Origin of the sequence: Paenibacillus rubinfantis, assembly GCF_001486505.1 — a bacterium.
GTDB lineage: Bacteria > Bacillota > Bacilli > Paenibacillales > Paenibacillaceae > Fontibacillus > Fontibacillus rubinfantis.
Map to the genome: position 1 here is coordinate 234,641 of NZ_LN909066.1, position 15,951 is coordinate 250,591.

The 15,951-nt window shown below is 51.4% G+C and carries 16 protein-coding genes and 1 pseudogene; all 17 read right to left on the bottom strand.

Translation table 11 applies throughout. The features are described from left to right. Positions 1 to 102 precede the first annotated feature (102 nt). The 17 genes and pseudogenes from BN3277_RS18605 to fliQ all read right to left on the bottom strand — a co-directional run bounded on the left by BN3277_RS18605 (position 103) and on the right by fliQ (position 15,940). Complete coding sequence (locus BN3277_RS18605; protein ID WP_059045305.1) at positions 103 to 717, bottom strand: MltG/YceG/YrrL family protein; 615 nt, start codon at positions 715 to 717, stop codon at positions 103 to 105. Next, positions 714 to 1,331, bottom strand: coding sequence for a hypothetical protein (locus BN3277_RS18610; protein WP_059045307.1), 618 nt, complete (start codon positions 1,329 to 1,331; stop codon positions 714 to 716). The genes BN3277_RS18605 and BN3277_RS18610 overlap by 4 nt, the downstream gene beginning before the upstream one ends. 36 nt (positions 1,332 to 1,367) lie before the next feature. Then, positions 1,368 to 1,682 carry a hypothetical protein gene (locus BN3277_RS18615; RefSeq protein ID WP_316244814.1) on the bottom strand — a complete coding sequence of 105 codons (315 nt, stop codon included), beginning with the start codon at positions 1,680 to 1,682 and terminating at the stop codon, positions 1,368 to 1,370. A 68-nt stretch (positions 1,683 to 1,750) separates the two neighbouring features. Beyond that, entirely contained in the window at positions 1,751 to 3,160 is a 1,410-nt protein-coding gene (locus BN3277_RS18620) for a FapA family protein (RefSeq protein WP_059045311.1), read from the bottom strand. Positions 3,161 to 3,205: 45 nt separating this feature from the next. Next, positions 3,206 to 3,994 (bottom strand): FliA/WhiG family RNA polymerase sigma factor, encoded by a 789-nt coding sequence (locus tag BN3277_RS18625; RefSeq protein ID WP_059045313.1) that lies wholly within the window; start codon positions 3,992 to 3,994, stop codon positions 3,206 to 3,208. A gap of 15 nt (positions 3,995 to 4,009) precedes the next feature. After that, a complete protein-coding gene (locus BN3277_RS18630) occupies positions 4,010 to 4,432 on the bottom strand; it encodes a hypothetical protein (protein ID WP_059045314.1) in 423 nt (140 codons plus the stop codon). Between the two features lie 2 nt (positions 4,433 to 4,434). Next, positions 4,435 to 4,932 (bottom strand): chemotaxis protein CheD, encoded by a 498-nt coding sequence (locus BN3277_RS18635; RefSeq protein WP_059045316.1) that lies wholly within the window; start codon positions 4,930 to 4,932, stop codon positions 4,435 to 4,437. After that, complete coding sequence (locus BN3277_RS18640; RefSeq protein WP_187380120.1) at positions 4,922 to 5,518, bottom strand: chemotaxis protein CheC; 597 nt, start codon at positions 5,516 to 5,518, stop codon at positions 4,922 to 4,924. The genes BN3277_RS18635 and BN3277_RS18640 overlap by 11 nt, the downstream gene beginning before the upstream one ends. Before the next feature lie 36 nt (positions 5,519 to 5,554). Further along, entirely contained in the window at positions 5,555 to 6,016 is a 462-nt protein-coding gene (locus BN3277_RS18645) for a chemotaxis protein CheW (RefSeq protein WP_059045320.1), read from the bottom strand. Positions 6,017 to 6,048: 32 nt separating this feature from the next. After that, positions 6,049 to 8,121, bottom strand: a complete 2,073-nt coding sequence (locus BN3277_RS18650; protein WP_059045322.1) for a chemotaxis protein CheA — start codon at positions 8,119 to 8,121, stop codon at positions 6,049 to 6,051. 125 nt (positions 8,122 to 8,246) lie between these two features. After that, positions 8,247 to 9,370, bottom strand: a pseudogene (locus BN3277_RS18655) (protein-glutamate methylesterase/protein-glutamine glutaminase). A gap of 30 nt (positions 9,371 to 9,400) precedes the next feature. Beyond that, on the bottom strand, positions 9,401 to 10,288 hold the full coding sequence (locus tag BN3277_RS18660) for a MinD/ParA family protein (RefSeq protein ID WP_059045324.1): 888 nt from the start codon (positions 10,286 to 10,288) through the stop codon (positions 9,401 to 9,403). Continuing rightward, positions 10,285 to 11,709 carry a flagellar biosynthesis GTPase FlhF gene (gene flhF, locus BN3277_RS18665; protein WP_059045326.1) on the bottom strand — a complete coding sequence of 475 codons (1,425 nt, stop codon included), beginning with the start codon at positions 11,707 to 11,709 and terminating at the stop codon, positions 10,285 to 10,287. The genes BN3277_RS18660 and flhF overlap by 4 nt, the downstream gene beginning before the upstream one ends. Beyond that, positions 11,706 to 13,742 (bottom strand): flagellar biosynthesis protein FlhA, encoded by a 2,037-nt coding sequence (flhA, locus tag BN3277_RS18670; protein WP_082691524.1) that lies wholly within the window; start codon positions 13,740 to 13,742, stop codon positions 11,706 to 11,708. Before flhA ends, flhF begins: the two co-directional genes overlap by 4 nt. A 21-nt stretch (positions 13,743 to 13,763) precedes the next feature. Then, positions 13,764 to 14,855, bottom strand: a complete 1,092-nt coding sequence (gene flhB / locus BN3277_RS18675; protein WP_059045327.1) for a flagellar biosynthesis protein FlhB — start codon at positions 14,853 to 14,855, stop codon at positions 13,764 to 13,766. A gap of 14 nt (positions 14,856 to 14,869) precedes the next feature. Further along, the gene (gene fliR, locus BN3277_RS18680; RefSeq protein WP_059045329.1) at positions 14,870 to 15,658 is read right to left on the bottom strand and encodes a flagellar biosynthetic protein FliR; all 789 of its coding nucleotides are present in this window, start codon (positions 15,656 to 15,658) and stop codon (positions 14,870 to 14,872) included. 12 nt (positions 15,659 to 15,670) lie between these two features. Beyond that, positions 15,671 to 15,940, bottom strand: a complete 270-nt coding sequence (fliQ, locus tag BN3277_RS18685) for a flagellar biosynthesis protein FliQ (RefSeq protein ID WP_059045330.1) — start codon at positions 15,938 to 15,940, stop codon at positions 15,671 to 15,673. Positions 15,941 to 15,951 lie beyond the last annotated feature (11 nt).

Here is a 15,951-nt window from a genome sequence, read left to right on the forward strand (position 1 = left end):
CCGTCAATTAATATACCATAAGTAAAAAGGGGATGCAACCGAAGTTTGACGTAAATTGACGCAAAAGAAAAAGGCACTCGGGGTGCCTTTTGCATGTATCGTTTAATCGTTCTTGGAGGACTTAGGAGAGATTTTCGAAATGATCGAATCGAAATCCTCGCCTACTTCAAAAGTATACGTCCCCGCACGAACTTTATAGTTGATCTTCTTGGATACGGCCGTCTTCAAAAACGCACTCTTATCCGCGATAACCCCCGCCTGCTCCAGACCTTGAGCCACGCCGTCCAACGTCGTGCCGCCAACGATCTTGTATTCTACCGTGGCTGGCTGCGGCGACTCCGGAGTCACCGGTCCGTTAATCCCGTCAGTTTGAGCGTCGGGTGCCGCTTGTCCATCGTCTGTCCCCGGCTTGTCCGGATTTGCGGGGGCCGTTGGCGCAGCAGGCTGCTCAGGGACGACCGGCGTGATCGCGTCCCCCGTCTCATCTACAGGCGTACCCGTAGCTTGGCCAGTACGCTCCAGCCATTCTTCTTCAGTCAACAGCTCTTGATCCACCTCTACAACCTTTAATCCCGCCAGCACGGCAGCTCGTTCAATTTGCTCCTTCGTATAGAGCTCCTTGTTGCCGCCCTGCCCGATGAGCATCAGTTGGAGAAGCAAAGCCCCGGCGATGAGTCCGCAACCCAATCCCAGCATAAACTGGCGATTCTTCATCATCGGGACTCCTCCTTCTTGGCCAGTTGCAATATCAACTGGACCTCGCCGCGTTGAAGCCCCATCGTTTTGGCGATCATATCAATGGACTTTCCTTTATCATAAAGATCAAACAGCTCAGGATATCGATCCCGAACCTGTTCCTGCGCCGGCTCTGGTTCTTCTGGCAATGAAGGTTGGGCTAGAGGCTGGCTTTCGGACTCCGTGGCAGCTGCAACATCATCTTGAGGCGGCAGAACTTGGAGCGTCGCCCCCTGCCCTAGGGCAGCGGCACCTGCCGTCTGCTCCGCCATAGCGCTTTCCAGGAGAACGAGACGTGTTTCACACTGCTTCGCAGAAGCTTCTGTATCCCCTAAACGACGGCGCAGCTCAGCAATTTGCTCCTGCTGCGCCAGCTGCTTGGAGACGAAATCCTGCTTCATCTGCGCGACCATGTCGATCAATTCTTGGTTTTCGTTTTCGATTTCCGCCATGTATTGCTCCAAAGTGGCCTCCAGCTCCCTGGCCATTTCCGCTTTGGGTGCCGCCGCGGATTGACGACCCGGGAGCAGTAGAGCATAGACAAGCGCCGCCGCCCCAAGCAATACGATATAAAACCAAGGCTCTCCAAATGACAATGTAATCCTCACCTTTTTGCGTTGATGTGATCTCTTCTATAAAGACAGATCGATATGTCGGCCTTTATAGGGATGTTCCGCCTTATGCTCCTGTGCTTGCTCGTCCGGATGGTCCCCGGAATGGCCCTGCTCCTGTCCTTGCGCGAAAGAACCATTTCCATCCCGCCTTACGGTCGTATTCTGGGCACTCTCATCCACACCCGCACTGCGCCGGCGCTCGATCTCGCTGTCCTTTAAGGCTTGAGCCGATAACAGATTTTGGTCGAGAATAGGTCGATGTTGTTGATCATGTTGAACACGTCCCGCCTCGCTGGTCCGAGGGACCGCGATTTGCATTTCTACGGATTTCATATTCATGGGATCACCTCAAGTTAAACGAAGGAATGGATAATTCGAATATCGTTTGGATGAGTGCCTTTCTAGATGTAAGCCGACATGGAAATATCCCCTTCGCTAAAATAAAAGGACATGCGCGAAATGGGTTCCTTAATATATTTGGTATATCTCCCGATGACGATTTTGGATCCGCCGTAGATCATTTTCAGAACATCAACCCGGGCTTTCCCGGTATCCTCAAGCGCCTTTTCTATCGACAACATGCGCTCCTTCATCAGATTGAGCTCCTGCATGTTGGATTTCTTGGTCATATTCAGCTTCGAACGCATCTCCACCTTATCCGGCGTCAACTTGCCCATTGAAGCGAGTTGATCCAGCAGCGTAAGCGCCTTCTCCGTCTTGTCCAAATTAGCCAGCTGATCCTTCACTTGCTGACGCAGCTCTTGAAGCTCGTTACGCAGCTCAGGTAAGGCCCCAACTTCAATGGAAGTCGCTGTCGACATGGGGTTTCCGATCACGCGGGCAACTACTTTTTCCCCTGCCTGGATGTTGCCCCCCACGATCAAGCCTTTAGCACCGCTGCAAATCACGTCCCGGCCGGCACGGATATTGGAGTGCATAATGCTCTGCGAAACAAGCACGTCTTCCCCCGCCTGAACGTTACCGTCCTGGATAAACGAGCTCTTGATGTTATGGCCTGCCTTGATCAGACCCTTGTTGTAACCGATGATGCCTCCGGTAATTTCAATCGATCCGTCTGCAAACAATTCAGCCCCTTCAACCCCGCCAACAACGCGAATGTCCCCGGCAGCGCTGATCCGAAATCCTGTCAGCACATTCCCGCGGACAACAACCGTTCCTACGAAATCGATATTCCCAATACTGTAATCCACGTCCCCGTTAATCTCATAGACAGGGAATACATTCAGCTTGCCTTTATCCGTGCGCGTCACCAAACCGTCGATCGCTGCATACATCGCGGTCTGTTCCGGATTCAGCACGACGTTCTTTCCGACTTTGAACCGCGCTTCTTTACCTTCGCGGCAAGGGATCGGTTCACCGGTTACGGCCGTGCCGGGGCGACCTGGAACAGGGGGCACAAGCTCTGCGATCAGTTGCCCTTTGCGAATATTGTTTAACCGTGTGACATCTTTTAAATCCACCTTGCCGTCTTCCGATTCAACGGGCCGATGCTGATTGTCATCGTCCAGGGAAACCGCATGGCGGATAAACCCGTTTTCCCCTTGAATCGGTTCCTGTCCCATAGCAATCGGCGTCTTGCTGAAATAGTACTCTTTGGGGTTCGCCGCGAAGCGCTTGACGATGTCTTCCTGAATCCCGTATTTCAAGCCCTCGCTTTTTAGGAATTGAAGCAGCGCATCGGCCGTACAGGCAAAATCATCTTCCTTCTTTAAAAACTGCAGATAGGCCACCGTCTTATCATCGTTCAGCGTGACACTCAAAATCTGCTTTAAATCATCCAGAAGCTCCACGAAGCCGTTCCTCCCTCCATCATACACTCGCTAAAAATAAACCCGTCAATCTTCACGCATCAGCAGATCACGTTGCTTCTCCAAGCTGCCACGAAGGCGTAGGATCGCCTTGGAATGCAGCTGCGAAATCCGCGAGGGCGATAAAGACATGACCTCAGCGATTTCGCTTAAGGATAAATCCTCATAATATAGTAGGGAGACGACCGTACGCTCTTTCTCGGTCAATTTCTCGATCCCTTTGGCAAGGGAATCGCGCAAATAAAACTCCCTAACTTTATAATCCGGGTTTTTTGCTTTTTCGTCAACGAGTAAAGTCAGACGAGTCTCCGATTCTTCCTCGCGAATCGGATCTTCTAGGGAACAAAGCGTCATGACGGCAACATCTTGGAGCATGCTTTGGAATTCTTTCTCGCTGATATTTAAATACGAGCTCATCTCGGTATCCGTGACAGAGCGGAGATATTGCTGTTCTAAATGCTGGTATCCCTCTTCGATTTTCTTGGCTTTCTCTCGCACGGAACGGGGAACCCAGTCCCCTTGCCGCAGGCCGTCCAAAATCGCGCCCCGGACTCGCCAGGATGCATAGGTCTCAAATTGAAGACCCCGTTTATAATCAAACTTTTCGACCGCATCGATTAGTCCCATCACACCGTTGCTGGCGAGATCGTCCTTAGATACGTTTTTGGGCAAGCCAACGGCGAGACGTCCTGAAACGTAGTCGACAATAGGCAGATATTTCTCGATAAGTTGTTTCTTTGCCTCCAAATCGCCGTGCTCTTTCCAACTTTCCCAAAGGTCGGCATGATTCAGAGTGGATGTCTTCCGCTCGTTCAATTGCCTTCACCCTCCTTATTGTTCTGTCAGGTGACGAACGACCTTAACCAGCTCTTCAGGATCTTTGTCGTCAGGTGTCTTTACTAATTTTGGCGGATTCAGTGGCGCAAATTGCATTTCCACTTCCGAAGCGGCTGGAGCAGGTTTGATCAAATCGCCTAGCTGCTCGCTTTCATCCGGCGTCATCAGGTCAAGATTACTGCCTTTGCCTTCTTCGGCTGCCGCAATCGTCTCACTCGCGGTGGCGTAATCTCCCGGCATCTCCTTCAAAAACCCCAGCATCCAACTTACAGCAAAGGCAAGCAGAAACCAGACGGCAAAAGAAATGAGTCCTCGGATAAAGCTGGTCATGAACAAATTGTTCCCCGCCGAAACGGCAAAGGTAATTAAAAAACCAATCAAGCCCGACAACAAGTAATATCTCAATTTTCCTGGCATGGCTACAATTCCTTTATCCCCATTTGTACACTTCGCACATATAAGATTCCCGATACGCTGTCCAATTCAATCGTTCGGCCATAATTGCCGCCTGTATCTTCCGCGAGCAAAGGGATGCCGAGCTCGGACAGTTGTTGCTTGCAAGATTCTACATTCCGCGGACCGATTCGCATCGAATCTCCGCTGCTGGCAAAGGTAAACATTTGCGAACCGCCGGCCATTTTAGCAGCCAGGCGGCCCGGCGCCGCACCGAGTTCCAGCAACTTCCGGTACAGCGCCGGAATGGCGGTGTCCGCATACTTGGCGATATTCAGCGCCCCTTCCCGGGCGATATCCGAGGAAGGCAGCATCACATGTGCAAGTCCGGCTACTTTGAGTTGTGGATCAAATAAAGTCAGCCCTACACAGGAGCCCAGGCCAGTTGTTCGTATCAATCCCTGCTGAGTAATGACATTCAACTCGGCCATGCCTACCTTCACAATATATTGCTCATCGATCATGATCAGTGGGTACCCCAAGGGCGGCAAAGATTTTGGCGAATGAATCCGGATCCGGTATGAGGAAGAACTGTCCCTCCACCTCATGATGGCCCTCAATAAAAGTCGTATCAATCAGCAGGGCGGAATCCCCCATTTCACCAAACTGCAGGAGTCCGTAACTCAAAATTGCACCCGCCATATCAAGGGCCAGGGCAGGAACAGTAGGCGACATCGATAAGGAAGTGAAATCAGCCAACGACGACAAATACGACCCGGCCAAAATATTTCCGATTTCCGACAGCGCCGACCATTCCATCTCCGAAAAGGTTTCTTCATTCTCCACGGTGATACCAGCCAAGCGATGCAACAGCTTCTTCGCCGCCTCTGGGCTCAGGATGAAGAACAGATTGCCTGGTGCCTCCCCTTCCACGCGGAAGAATACTGCAAGCACCAGGTTCTCCGCACCGCCAACGCGATCTGCAATCGCCTCAAACGGAAGCATTTGGACTTTGGGAACGGCCATATCAATCGGCTTGTCCAGCAATTTGGACAGCGCGGTAGCGGCATTCCCCGCTCCGATATTGCCCACTTCCTTTAAAATGTCCATTTTAAAATCTTCAAACCCTCTGAACAAATCCACGACTTAGCCCTCTAAGCTTTCCAATTGAATGATTTCCTTCCGGCTTAGCACCTCGGACAGATTCAGCATCACGAGCAGGCGTTCCTCGGAAATCCGTGCTACTCCGTGAAGATATTTGGCTTTAATCCCGCCTACCACATCCGGCGGAGAGTCGATCAGATCGGAATTCAGATCGATGACGTCGTTAGCGGAATCTACGATGAATCCGACTTCCATCTCGTTAGCCGATACGATAATAATCCGGGTTTGATCCGTGTATTCTGCCTCTGGCAGTCCAAAACGACCACGCAGGTCGATGACCGGAATAACTACGCCGCGGAGATTGATGACCCCTTTGACAAACGCATACGTTTTGGGAACGCGGGTAATCGGCATCATACGCTCAATCGTTTGGACCTTGTCCACGTCGATACCGTATTCCTCATGACCCAATTTAAAAACGATGACTTTCAATTCCTCTCCCATGTGGAAACCCTCCTTAGAGTGTAAAACTGGCCTTATTTAATGAAAGCATTCGGATCGATGATGAGTGCAACTTGGCCGTCGCCCAAAATGGTTGCACCGGCGACCCCTTGTACATTCGGCAGATACTTACCGAGATTCTTAATAACGATTTCGCTTTGGCCGATGAAATCTTCTACCGTTAAGGCAGCTAACCGATCTCCCTTGCGAATGACGACGATTTCCGTTTCCTCCTCTTCATCTTCGGAGAAGCCAGGAATATCAAACAGCTTGGCGAGCGACATCAGCGGAATATGCGTATCGCGGTAGGCCACCATCGTATACCCGTGTACTTCCCGTACCTGATCGCGCCGGATTAAGCCGGTTTCGACGATCGAGGATAAAGGAATGGCGTATTTCTCTGTCCCGACTTTGATCAACATCGCCGAAATGATCGATAAGGTCAGCGGGAGTTGGACCGAGAACTTCGTCCCGGAACCCAGCTTCGAGTCGACGGAAACGACCCCGCTTAAGGATTCGATTTTGGATTTGACGACGTCAAGTCCAACGCCGCGTCCGGAAATGTCGGAGATCACCTCTGCGGTGCTAAAGCCCGGAGCGAACAGCAGCATGTACACCTGCTCGTCCGACAAAGCAGCGGCTTCACTTTCTTTCACAACGCCGTTCTTAATTGCTTTTTGCAATATCTTGCTGCGGTCGATCCCGTGTCCATCGTCCTCGATTTCGATAAACACATGATTGCCGCTATGGAAAGCTCGGAGCTGGATCGTTCCGGTTTCCGGCTTCCCTGCCGCAATCCGATCTGCCGTTGATTCTACCCCATGGTCTACTGCGTTCCGAAGCAAATGCACCAAAGGATCACCGATTTCATCGATCACGGTACGATCGAGCTCCGTTTCCGCGCCAACGATGTTCAGGTCGATTTTCTTATCCAACGATTTCGCCAAGTCGCGAACCATCCGCGGGAACCGGTTGAACACGGTATCGACCGGCACCATCCGCAGCTTCAGTACGATGTTCTGCAAGTCGCTGCCAACCCGGCTCATATGCTCGACCGTTTCAGTCAAGTCGCCGCGTTTGACTTCTTCGGCCAACTGCTCCAAACGAGCGCGATCAATCAACAGCTCGCTAAGCAGATTCATCAGCACGTCCAAGCGGTCGATATCGACCCGAATCGTCCGGGATGGAGCGGAAGCTCCCCCTGCAGGGCGTGCATTACTCTTGGCTTCGGCAACTGCAGACGGTTTGGACGGTGCTGCTTCGCTTGTGCTAGGAGCAGGCGCTACGGCTTCGGCCGCGGCGGCCGTCTCCTTCACCCCGGAAGTAAGCTGTGCCAGCGTCTCGTGGTCCAGCGTCACAACCTGAGCCGTATCGATTTCCGAAAGATTCAGAATCATGCTTTGAATCTCGGCAGCCTCTTTTTGGGTTATGTAATAAAGAGAGAAGCTGCGATCAAATTTTTCTTGCTCGATATCTTGAACGGATGGCGAGGATTTCACGATCTCCCCGTATCTTTCCAGAAGGTCAAAGACGAGGTAAGCGCGCGCCGCTTTTAATTGGCAGTCCTCCCGGATAGCGACATCGATGTATTGCACTTTATGTCCTTCCGTGATGGATTGTTCCAGTACGGAAAATTGATATTGATCCAATTGGATGGCGGTTGTCCCCGATGTGGATCCCCCCGCTGCTGCCGGCTTGCTTGCCGCCGAGTTGCCGCTTCCTCCGAAGTCCCCGCGTACGATCGACTGCAGCGAAGCGACGATCTCGCTAACGTCCGCTTTCCCTTCGCCGCCTTGGGTAATGTCCTGCACCATCATTTGCAGGGCATCCAAGCTCTTAAACAGGGTGTCGAAGATAAAGTCCTGCATTTTCAGCTTTTCGTTCCGGACCAGGTCCAGCACGTTTTCCATCTGGTGTGTAAGCGAGGACAAATCCTCGAACCCCATCGTCGCCGCCATGCCTTTCAGCGTATGGGCCGATCGGAAAATCACCTGAACGATGCTGATATCGTCAGGGTTGCTCTCCAGCTCCAGCATTTTTTCGTTTAATGATTGCAAATGATCGTTTGACTCATCGATAAACATGGATAGATACTGATTCATGTCCATGGTGAGGCACCTCCTCCAAGAGATTCCGTAATTTACATCTATAGAGGCTGTTCAAAAAGACTTGTCTTTTTGAAGCATCCTATTTTTAAAGTGGCGAGCCAAAAAAGTCAGGCATGGATCAGCGATCAATTGTTGACTTTTTTGGCTACCTCTTGTACTAGCTTGGGGCCAATTTCATACAGCGGTAATACATGGCTGACGCATTTCAATTCGATTGCCGAGCGCGGCATTCCGAATACGACGCAAGTCTCTTCGCTCTCGGCAATGGTGGAAGTCACCCCCGCGTCATACAACCGCTTCATGACTTTCGCCCCATCGCTGCCCATCCCCGTCAGCAGTACGATATGACGTTTCAACGCTTGCAGCGGGAGCAGCGATTCGTACAAGACGTCCACCGAAGGTCGATGTCCGTTGCGGAGTTCCGTCTTCGTCAAATGGACGCGGTAACTGCCTGCAGGACCAGACACGACGTTCATATGGAATCCTCCCGGAGCAATGTATGCCGTACCACTTTGCAATTCCTGTTCTTCCTCCGCCTCAACGACGTTTAATTCGCATAAGCTGTTTAATCGTTGAGCGAGCGACTTGGTGAAGTTCGGCGGCATATGCTGCACGATAACGATGGGTGCCGGAAAGTCGCCCGGTATTTTCTCCAAGACCGCTTTCAGCGCCTTGGGGCCCCCTGTGGAGGTACCGATCGCAACGAGATCGGTGAACCCCGCCAGAGCGCGGCCGCGTGAAGGCCGCCCTCTGGCGGCAGCGCCGCCCGCCGTCTCACGGGCGGCTTGCCCGCCGCAGGCGCCGGCGCGCTTGTATGCGCAGCCGTCCAAGCTTCACGCCGCTCCTTTGCCTGCATCGCGGCGTGAAGCTGCTCGCGCAGCTCGCGCCCCACCTGCTCGATATCATGCGAGCTGGTGGTTGCCGAAGGCTTGCGAATGAAGTCGAATGCGCCAAGCTCCAGCGCCATAATCGTCTCCCGCATGCCCTGCTCATTGATGCCGGATAACATGATCACCGGCAAGGGATGTTCCTTCATGATGACCTTAAGTGCATCCAGGCCGTTCATTTCCGGCATTTCCACATCCATGGTCACCAAATCCGGCTGAATCTTTGCGATTTGCTCAATCGCTTCACGTCCGTTTTTGGCCGTCGCCTGAACCTGAAAAGCCTCTTCCTGCTCGATGAGATCCGAGATGATCTTACGCATAAACGCCGAATCGTCAACCACCATCACTCGATAAGGCATCATGTTCCACTCCTGTTCCTTCTTCACGAAGAATCATTTTGCTAGCTTTAACCATTTATGCATAAATCCTTTGATTCCCGATAAAGTATCCCTCGGCTTGGTTTGCGGCACATTCAGATAAGCCAATGCCAAACGTTGAATGTCGCGGGTTGCCGAGCAACCGGGGAAAGCGATGGAGAAAGGAACCTGCTTCTTAACCGCCTGCATCACATGCGTATCATCGCTGAGATACCCCAACGTAGGGATCTCCATATCGAGGAAACGCCCGGCGACCAGTGAAATTTTGTCGGCCACCTGTTTGGCTTCATGCTCCCCGGAGACCCGATTAATGACCAAACGGAACGGCACCTCCGTCTCCATCCCATGTACGACCTTGATCAACGCATACGCATCCGTGATAGAAGTCGGCTCCGGCGTGGTCACGACCAGGCATTCGTCCGCAGCGGTAATGAATTTCAGCGTCTCCTTGGACAAGCCGGCTCCGGTATCGAAGAGAATGAAATCCATCTCCTCGGAAATCATTTCAATCTGTGAGGTGAAATAATTCAAATCGCCTTCAGATAACGAGAACAGATCGGCGAGTCCCGAGCCCCCTGCAATAAAAGGTAAAGCCTGCGAGCCGAACTCCACGATTTCCGTAATGTCCTTCTCACCCTTCAGCAAGTGGTACAGGTTATATCTCGGTCGGATGCCCATCAATACATCGATATTCGCCATACCGATATCTGCGTCAAACAGCAGCACCTTGCGTCCCAAGGACTTTAGGGCTAGGGCAAAATTCAACGTAAAGTTGGATTTGCCTACGCCGCCCTTGCCGCTGCTGATGGTCAAGATTCGCGCCGATCCCTTGCGTCCCCTTGAATCTGCCGAGCCTCCCTGTGACGATACCAGTTGTCTGAGCGCTTGGGCCTGGTCGCTCATAGCTTCCGTTCTCCCAGCAGAATGTCAACCAGCAATTCCCCGTCTGCCTGCAACAGATCATCCGGAACATTTTGACCATTCGTCAGAAACGATACCTTCAAGGGATACTCGTTAAGCAAGTTGTATATCGTACCTACCGATTCCGTTTCATCCAGTTTCGTAAAAATCACCTTATCCAGGTTGTATTTGCTAAAATGCTCGGTGATCCGTTTCATATCCTGCGTTTTGGAGGTTAAGCTTAGCACCAGATACGTTTCGCTAGCCGCTGAAGGGGCAAGCAGACTATGCAGTTCCGCTACGAACAGCTCATTTAAATAATTTCTCCCTGCGGTATCCATCAGGATCAGGTCGCAATGCTCCAATCGCTGCATTGCGCGCTGTACATCACCTGGCGATTGTACGACCTCCAGCGGAACGTTCAATATGGAAGCGTAGGTGCGAAGTTGTTCAATCGCTGAAATTCGATAGGTGTCAGCGGTGATGAACCCGACCTTCTTATGCAAGCGGAAAATTTGATCCGCCGCCAGCTTGGCGATGGTCGTCGTTTTCCCGACTCCGGTAGGCCCTGCGATGTAGACGATTTTCGTAAAGTTACCAATCCCCATACCGATACGGTCCTTTAGGAATCCGCCGACAAGGGTACGAATTTGAGCCCTCATGTCTTCATCGCTTAACATCTTGCCCGAGCTTACCCAGGCTTCGTACAAATCATCGACCCAAGCGTCGGCGAGCTCCGGGTTCACCTCTTGATTCATAAGCTGTTGTTGGAAGACTTGCAAGCTTGGCGGCATTTCGCGGCTATCGCCTTGCTTTTTAGCCAGTTGGCTAATCCACATTTTCATTTGCTGGACCTCCTCCAGCAAACGCTCTTCCTTAGCGGAGCGGGTGCTCTCTTGTGCAGACAGGGTCGAGGTGTGTTCCTTAGCCGTAGCGCTTTGAATTGCAGCCTCTAACCGGGCCGATGCCAAGCTTGGTACCTTTTCTACCGATGGCTGGCGCAGCTCCGGCTCAGGCGCTTGCAGCTTCGCCGCCGGAGAAATCGGGGTGATGATCGGATCTTCCCTCTCCTGCAAACCAACCGCTGCCAAAGTGGAAGAGTTTGTTGCAGCCTGCGGGGAAGAAGGCGGCTGAACCAATTGCGAAGATTTACGGTAGGCCTCCGGCACGGCTTGGCGTGCGACCGGAGCGGAAGCCGGCGGCTTGGCCGGAGTAGCCGGCATGGCCGGTTTCCCTTTAGGCGCTGGCGCGGCATCCCCCTCTGTAGCGGCGATGACCTCGATCTTCTTTTTCTGAAACATGCCGAGAAAACCGCCAATCTTCATTTCTTTCGTACTTAAGATGACGGCATCCGCCCCTAACTCGCTGCGGATTTTCAACATGGCATCAGGCATTGTGTCGACGATATACCGTTTCACTCTCATAAATTCACCACCCCGACACTTTGGATTTCAACATTCGGCTCCAACTCGCTGTAGGATAACACCGGAATATCCTGCATGCTACGCTCGATGACCTGCCGCAAATACATCCGGATCGTCGGCGAGGTAAGCAGAATCGGTTGGTGCCCGGTTTGCATCAAGCGGTTGATTTGCTCCGACAACTTCTGGAACACGGTTTGCGTTGAAGTTGGATCCAGTGCCAGATAACTCCCCTGCTCTGTCTGCTGTACGCTCTCGGCGATTTTCTTCTCCAGGGACGGTCCTACGGTGATCACGCGCATCGTTTCGCCCGGCTGGGTGAATTGCTGCGTAATTTGCCGCGATAACGCCTGTCTGACATATTCGGTCAACACATCCGGATCCTTGGTGTAAGTTCCGTAATCCGCCAGCGTCTCGAAAATGGTTACCATGTCGCGAATCGAGATCTTCTCTCTCAACAGCTTAGCCAGTACCTTTTGTACGTCACCAATCGACAATACCGAGGGAATTAACTCGTCAACAAGCACCGCATAATTTTCCTTGAGATTGTCGACCAGGGCTTTGGTCTCTTGACGGCCCAGCAGCTCATGCGCATGCTTCTTGATCAATTCCGTCAAATGCGTCGCCACCACGGACGGCGGATCGACCACGGTATAGCCGGACAGTTCCGCCCGATCCTTGGTCGCTTCGTCGATCCATAGGGCCGGAAGACCAAACGCAGGTTCGCGGGTCTCGATACCTGTAATCGTATCGTCATCCATCCCGGGACTCATGGCTAAATAGTGATTAAGTAATAATTCACCGCCGCCTACGACATTTCCTTTAATTTTGATGACATATTCGTTCGGTTTTAGTTGAATATTGTCGCGAATACGGATAACGGGGACAACCAGACCTAATTCAAGCGCACATTGACGTCGGATCATGATGATTCGGTCCAGCAAATCGCCGCCTTGGCCGGTATCGGCCAGCGGAATGAGGCCGTATCCAAATTCAAATTCGATCGGGTCCACCTGCAGCAGGTTGATGACGCTCTCGGGGCTTCGCACCTCTTCGATTTGCTGCTCCTCCTCCTGCTGTTCCTGTTCGATTTGCTGGCGGTCCATATTTTTCTGCATCCGGAAGCCTGCAAAAATCATTAATCCGGCGAACGGATAAGTTGTCCAAATCCCGATCGGCGTAAACGTGCCGAGTAAGGCGATGGTCCCGGCTACAATAAACAGCAGCTTGGGATACGTAAACAGCTGTCCCGTAATATCATCCGCCAGGTTCCCTTCCGAGGAGGCACGGGTTACGATTAAGCCCGCTGCCGTGGAGATCAACAACGCCGGAATCTGACTGACCAAGCCGTCCCCAATCGTCAAGAGCGAGTACGTCGAAAGCGCCTCAGGAAAAGACATGCCGTGGATCGTCATCCCGATGATAAAGCCCCCGATCAGGTTGATCAGGAGGATAATGATACTCGCGATGGCGTCCCCTTTTACAAATTTACTCGCACCGTCCATGGCACCGTAGAAATCAGCTTCCCGTTCAATCTTGGTGCGGCGCTCACGCGCTTGCTGCTCGTTAATCAACCCGGCATTGAGGTCCGCATCGATACTCATTTGTTTCCCCGGCATCGCATCGAGCGTAAACCGGGCAGCAACCTCAGCCACACGTTCCGATCCCTTGGTAATCACGATAAACTGAACGACTACGAGAATCAGGAAGACGACAAAACCGACAACGGGTTCCCCGTGAGAAACCCATGAACCGAAGGTGGCCACCACGTGGCCGGCTTTGGCCTGTCCCAGAATCAACTTGGTGGTCGACACGTTTAGCGCCAAACGGAATAGTGTCGTGATCAGCAGCATCGCTGGAAAGATGGAAAACTGCAACGCTTCTTTCGTGTTCATTGCAACGAGCAAAATGATTAACGCTAGCGAGATATTAATGATCAGCAAAACATCTAGCAGTCCAGTCGGGATCGGAACGATCATCAGCAAGACGATGCCAATTATGCCAACAAGAATAAATAAGTCCTTAAATTTCTTCACGTTTGTTCCCCTCCGATCCCATTAGGATTTGGCTCTGCCTTTGATTCGGTATACGTAAGCCAGCACTTCAGCAACCGCTTGGAACAAATCCGCGGGAATGGTATCCCCGATTTCGGTTCGTTGAAACAGCGCCCGTGCCAGCGGCTTATTTTCCATCGTAATTACGCCATGTTCTTTGGCAATTTCTTTAATGCGGAGGGCCACGTAGTCTTGCCCTTTGGCAATGACTTGCGGGGCATCCATCTCAGATCCGTCATACTTCAGAGCGACCGCGAAGTGGGTAGGGTTGGTAATGATGACGTCGGCTTTTGGCACTTCCTGCATCATCCGTTGCAGAGCCATCCGCCGTTGACGCTCCCGAATCTTCCCTTTGATAATCGGATCGCCTTCCATTTTCTTGTACTCGTCTTTGATGTCTTGTTTGGACATTTTCAAGCTCTTCTCATGTTCATATCGCTGATACATGTAATCCAGGACCGCGAGCACAATCAAGGCAGCTGCAATTTTGATCCCTAAATTCATCGTTAGCTGGGCTGTGAAATGAAAAGTATCATCCACAGGTAAATGACCCAGTGCAGAGAGACTTCCTCGATACCCCCAAATCGTCGAGTAAACGAGATAACCTATAATCAGCAACTTAAAGAGGGTCTTAAGAAACTGCACCAGCGACCGCATAGAAACAATGTTCTTAAATCCTTTGATCGGATCCAGCTTGCTTAACTTCATTTTGAGCGGTTCTCCGATGAACAGAAATCCGATTTGCATATAATTAGCAACGATAGCCACCACCACGACAACCAAGAAGATCGGAGCCAGCAGTAAAAGCACCTGAACTGCGTAATCTCCCATCATTGTCATCACGTTCGTTTGCGTGACATCCATCATTAACCGATGATAAAACACATCAACAAACAGGCTGACCAACCGCTCCTTGATATAACCGCCAAATGCGATCAGACATAAAAATCCAGCCATCAATAACAAGGCCCCGGTCAGTTCCTGACTCTTGGCCACTTGGCCTTTCTTACGGGCCTCCTGACGTTTCTTCGGAGTCGCTTTTTCCGTCTTTTCACCGGCGAACAGCTGCAGATCAAGCGAATACCGATATGACATAGCGATCCCCCATCCTACTTCGGCCTTTGCCCGATCGTACCAAGCAGGTCATGCAGCGCTCGGAACAACACCTCGAACAAAGCTTGAAACGCAACGATAAAGCCAGGCACAAGCACCAACAGTACAAGTAAACCCACGATGATCTTAACCGGAATCCCAATAACAAAAATATTAAATTGGGGAGCCGTACGAGCCAAAAAACCCAGCGCCACATCGGTGACGAATAAGGCCACCACAAGCGGGGCCGACATCTGGAACGCCAGTAAAAACGCTTGGCTGAAGGTCTGAACCAAAAACTCAGCCAAATCCCCGTTGTAGATTTGTTGGAATAAATCATTCGATAATGGGATCCAGTTATAGCTTCGAATCACAGCGTCCAGTAAATAATGATGACCGTTCATGCTGAGGAACATCAACGTCGCGATGATATACTTCAGGTTGCCTAATACCGGCGCCGCTGCCCCGGTCATGGGGTCGATCACATTCGCGATCCCAAAACCGATTTGAATGTCGATAAACGAGCCGGCCATCTGGATGACCGAAAAGATCAGATTGGCGACATAACCCATTAACAGACCAACCAATACTTCACGAATAATAAATATCACATATCCCAAATCGTTGGGTACCGCTTGATTGGGACCGATCGTCAGCAGAATGACAACCGCGACCATACCGGAGAAACCTACCTTAAACGTAGTCGGCACCGTTCGAGATGAAAATATTGGTGAAACTACAAAAAAGGCTGTCATTCGACAAAAAATAAGCATAAAAGTTGAAATTCCGTACAATAAAGTATCCATAATTTCGGCAACCTAACCGATATAACTAGATAGGTTATTTAGAATTCCATAGGTGAAGTCCACCAGCGTCGTCAAAATCCATGGACCAAACAACAGCAAGGCGACTAGCACCGCAACGATTTTGGGAACGAAGGCAAGCGTCTGCTCCTGAATTTGGGTTGTCGCTTGAAAAATACTCACCAAGAGCCCCACCACGAGACCGATCAACAGCATCGGAGCGCTGACCTTCAACACGGTATAAACGGCTTGTCCGGCCAAACCGATAATAAATTCCGAACTCATGAACCGCTTTC

Bases quoted from the DNA above. Each gene is read 5' to 3' on its own strand.
- BN3277_RS18635 (WP_059045316.1), bottom strand. From the start codon at position 4,932: ATGATCGATGAGCAATATATTGTGAAGGTAGGCATGGCCGAGTTGAAT.
- BN3277_RS18630 (WP_059045314.1), bottom strand. From the start codon at position 4,432: ATGCCAGGAAAATTGAGATATTACTTGTTGTCGGGCTTGATTGGTTTT.
- flhB (WP_059045327.1), bottom strand. From the start codon at position 14,855: ATGTCATATCGGTATTCGCTTGATCTGCAGCTGTTCGCCGGTGAAAAG.
- fliQ (WP_059045330.1), bottom strand. From the start codon at position 15,940: ATGAGTTCGGAATTTATTATCGGTTTGGCCGGACAAGCCGTTTATACC.
- fliR (WP_059045329.1), bottom strand. From the start codon at position 15,658: ATGGATACTTTATTGTACGGAATTTCAACTTTTATGCTTATTTTTTGT.
- BN3277_RS18605 (WP_059045305.1), bottom strand. From the start codon at position 717: ATGATGAAGAATCGCCAGTTTATGCTGGGATTGGGTTGCGGACTCATC.
- BN3277_RS18615 (WP_316244814.1), bottom strand. From the start codon at position 1,682: ATGAAATCCGTAGAAATGCAAATCGCGGTCCCTCGGACCAGCGAGGCG.
- BN3277_RS18650 (WP_059045322.1), bottom strand. From the start codon at position 8,121: ATGGACATGAATCAGTATCTATCCATGTTTATCGATGAGTCAAACGAT.
- flhF (WP_059045326.1), bottom strand. From the start codon at position 11,709: ATGAGAGTGAAACGGTATATCGTCGACACAATGCCTGATGCCATGTTG.
- BN3277_RS18640 (WP_187380120.1), bottom strand. From the start codon at position 5,518: ATGGACATTTTAAAGGAAGTGGGCAATATCGGAGCGGGGAATGCCGCT.
- BN3277_RS18660 (WP_059045324.1), bottom strand. From the start codon at position 10,288: ATGAGCGACCAGGCCCAAGCGCTCAGACAACTGGTATCGTCACAGGGA.
- BN3277_RS18645 (WP_059045320.1), bottom strand. From the start codon at position 6,016: ATGGGAGAGGAATTGAAAGTCATCGTTTTTAAATTGGGTCATGAGGAA.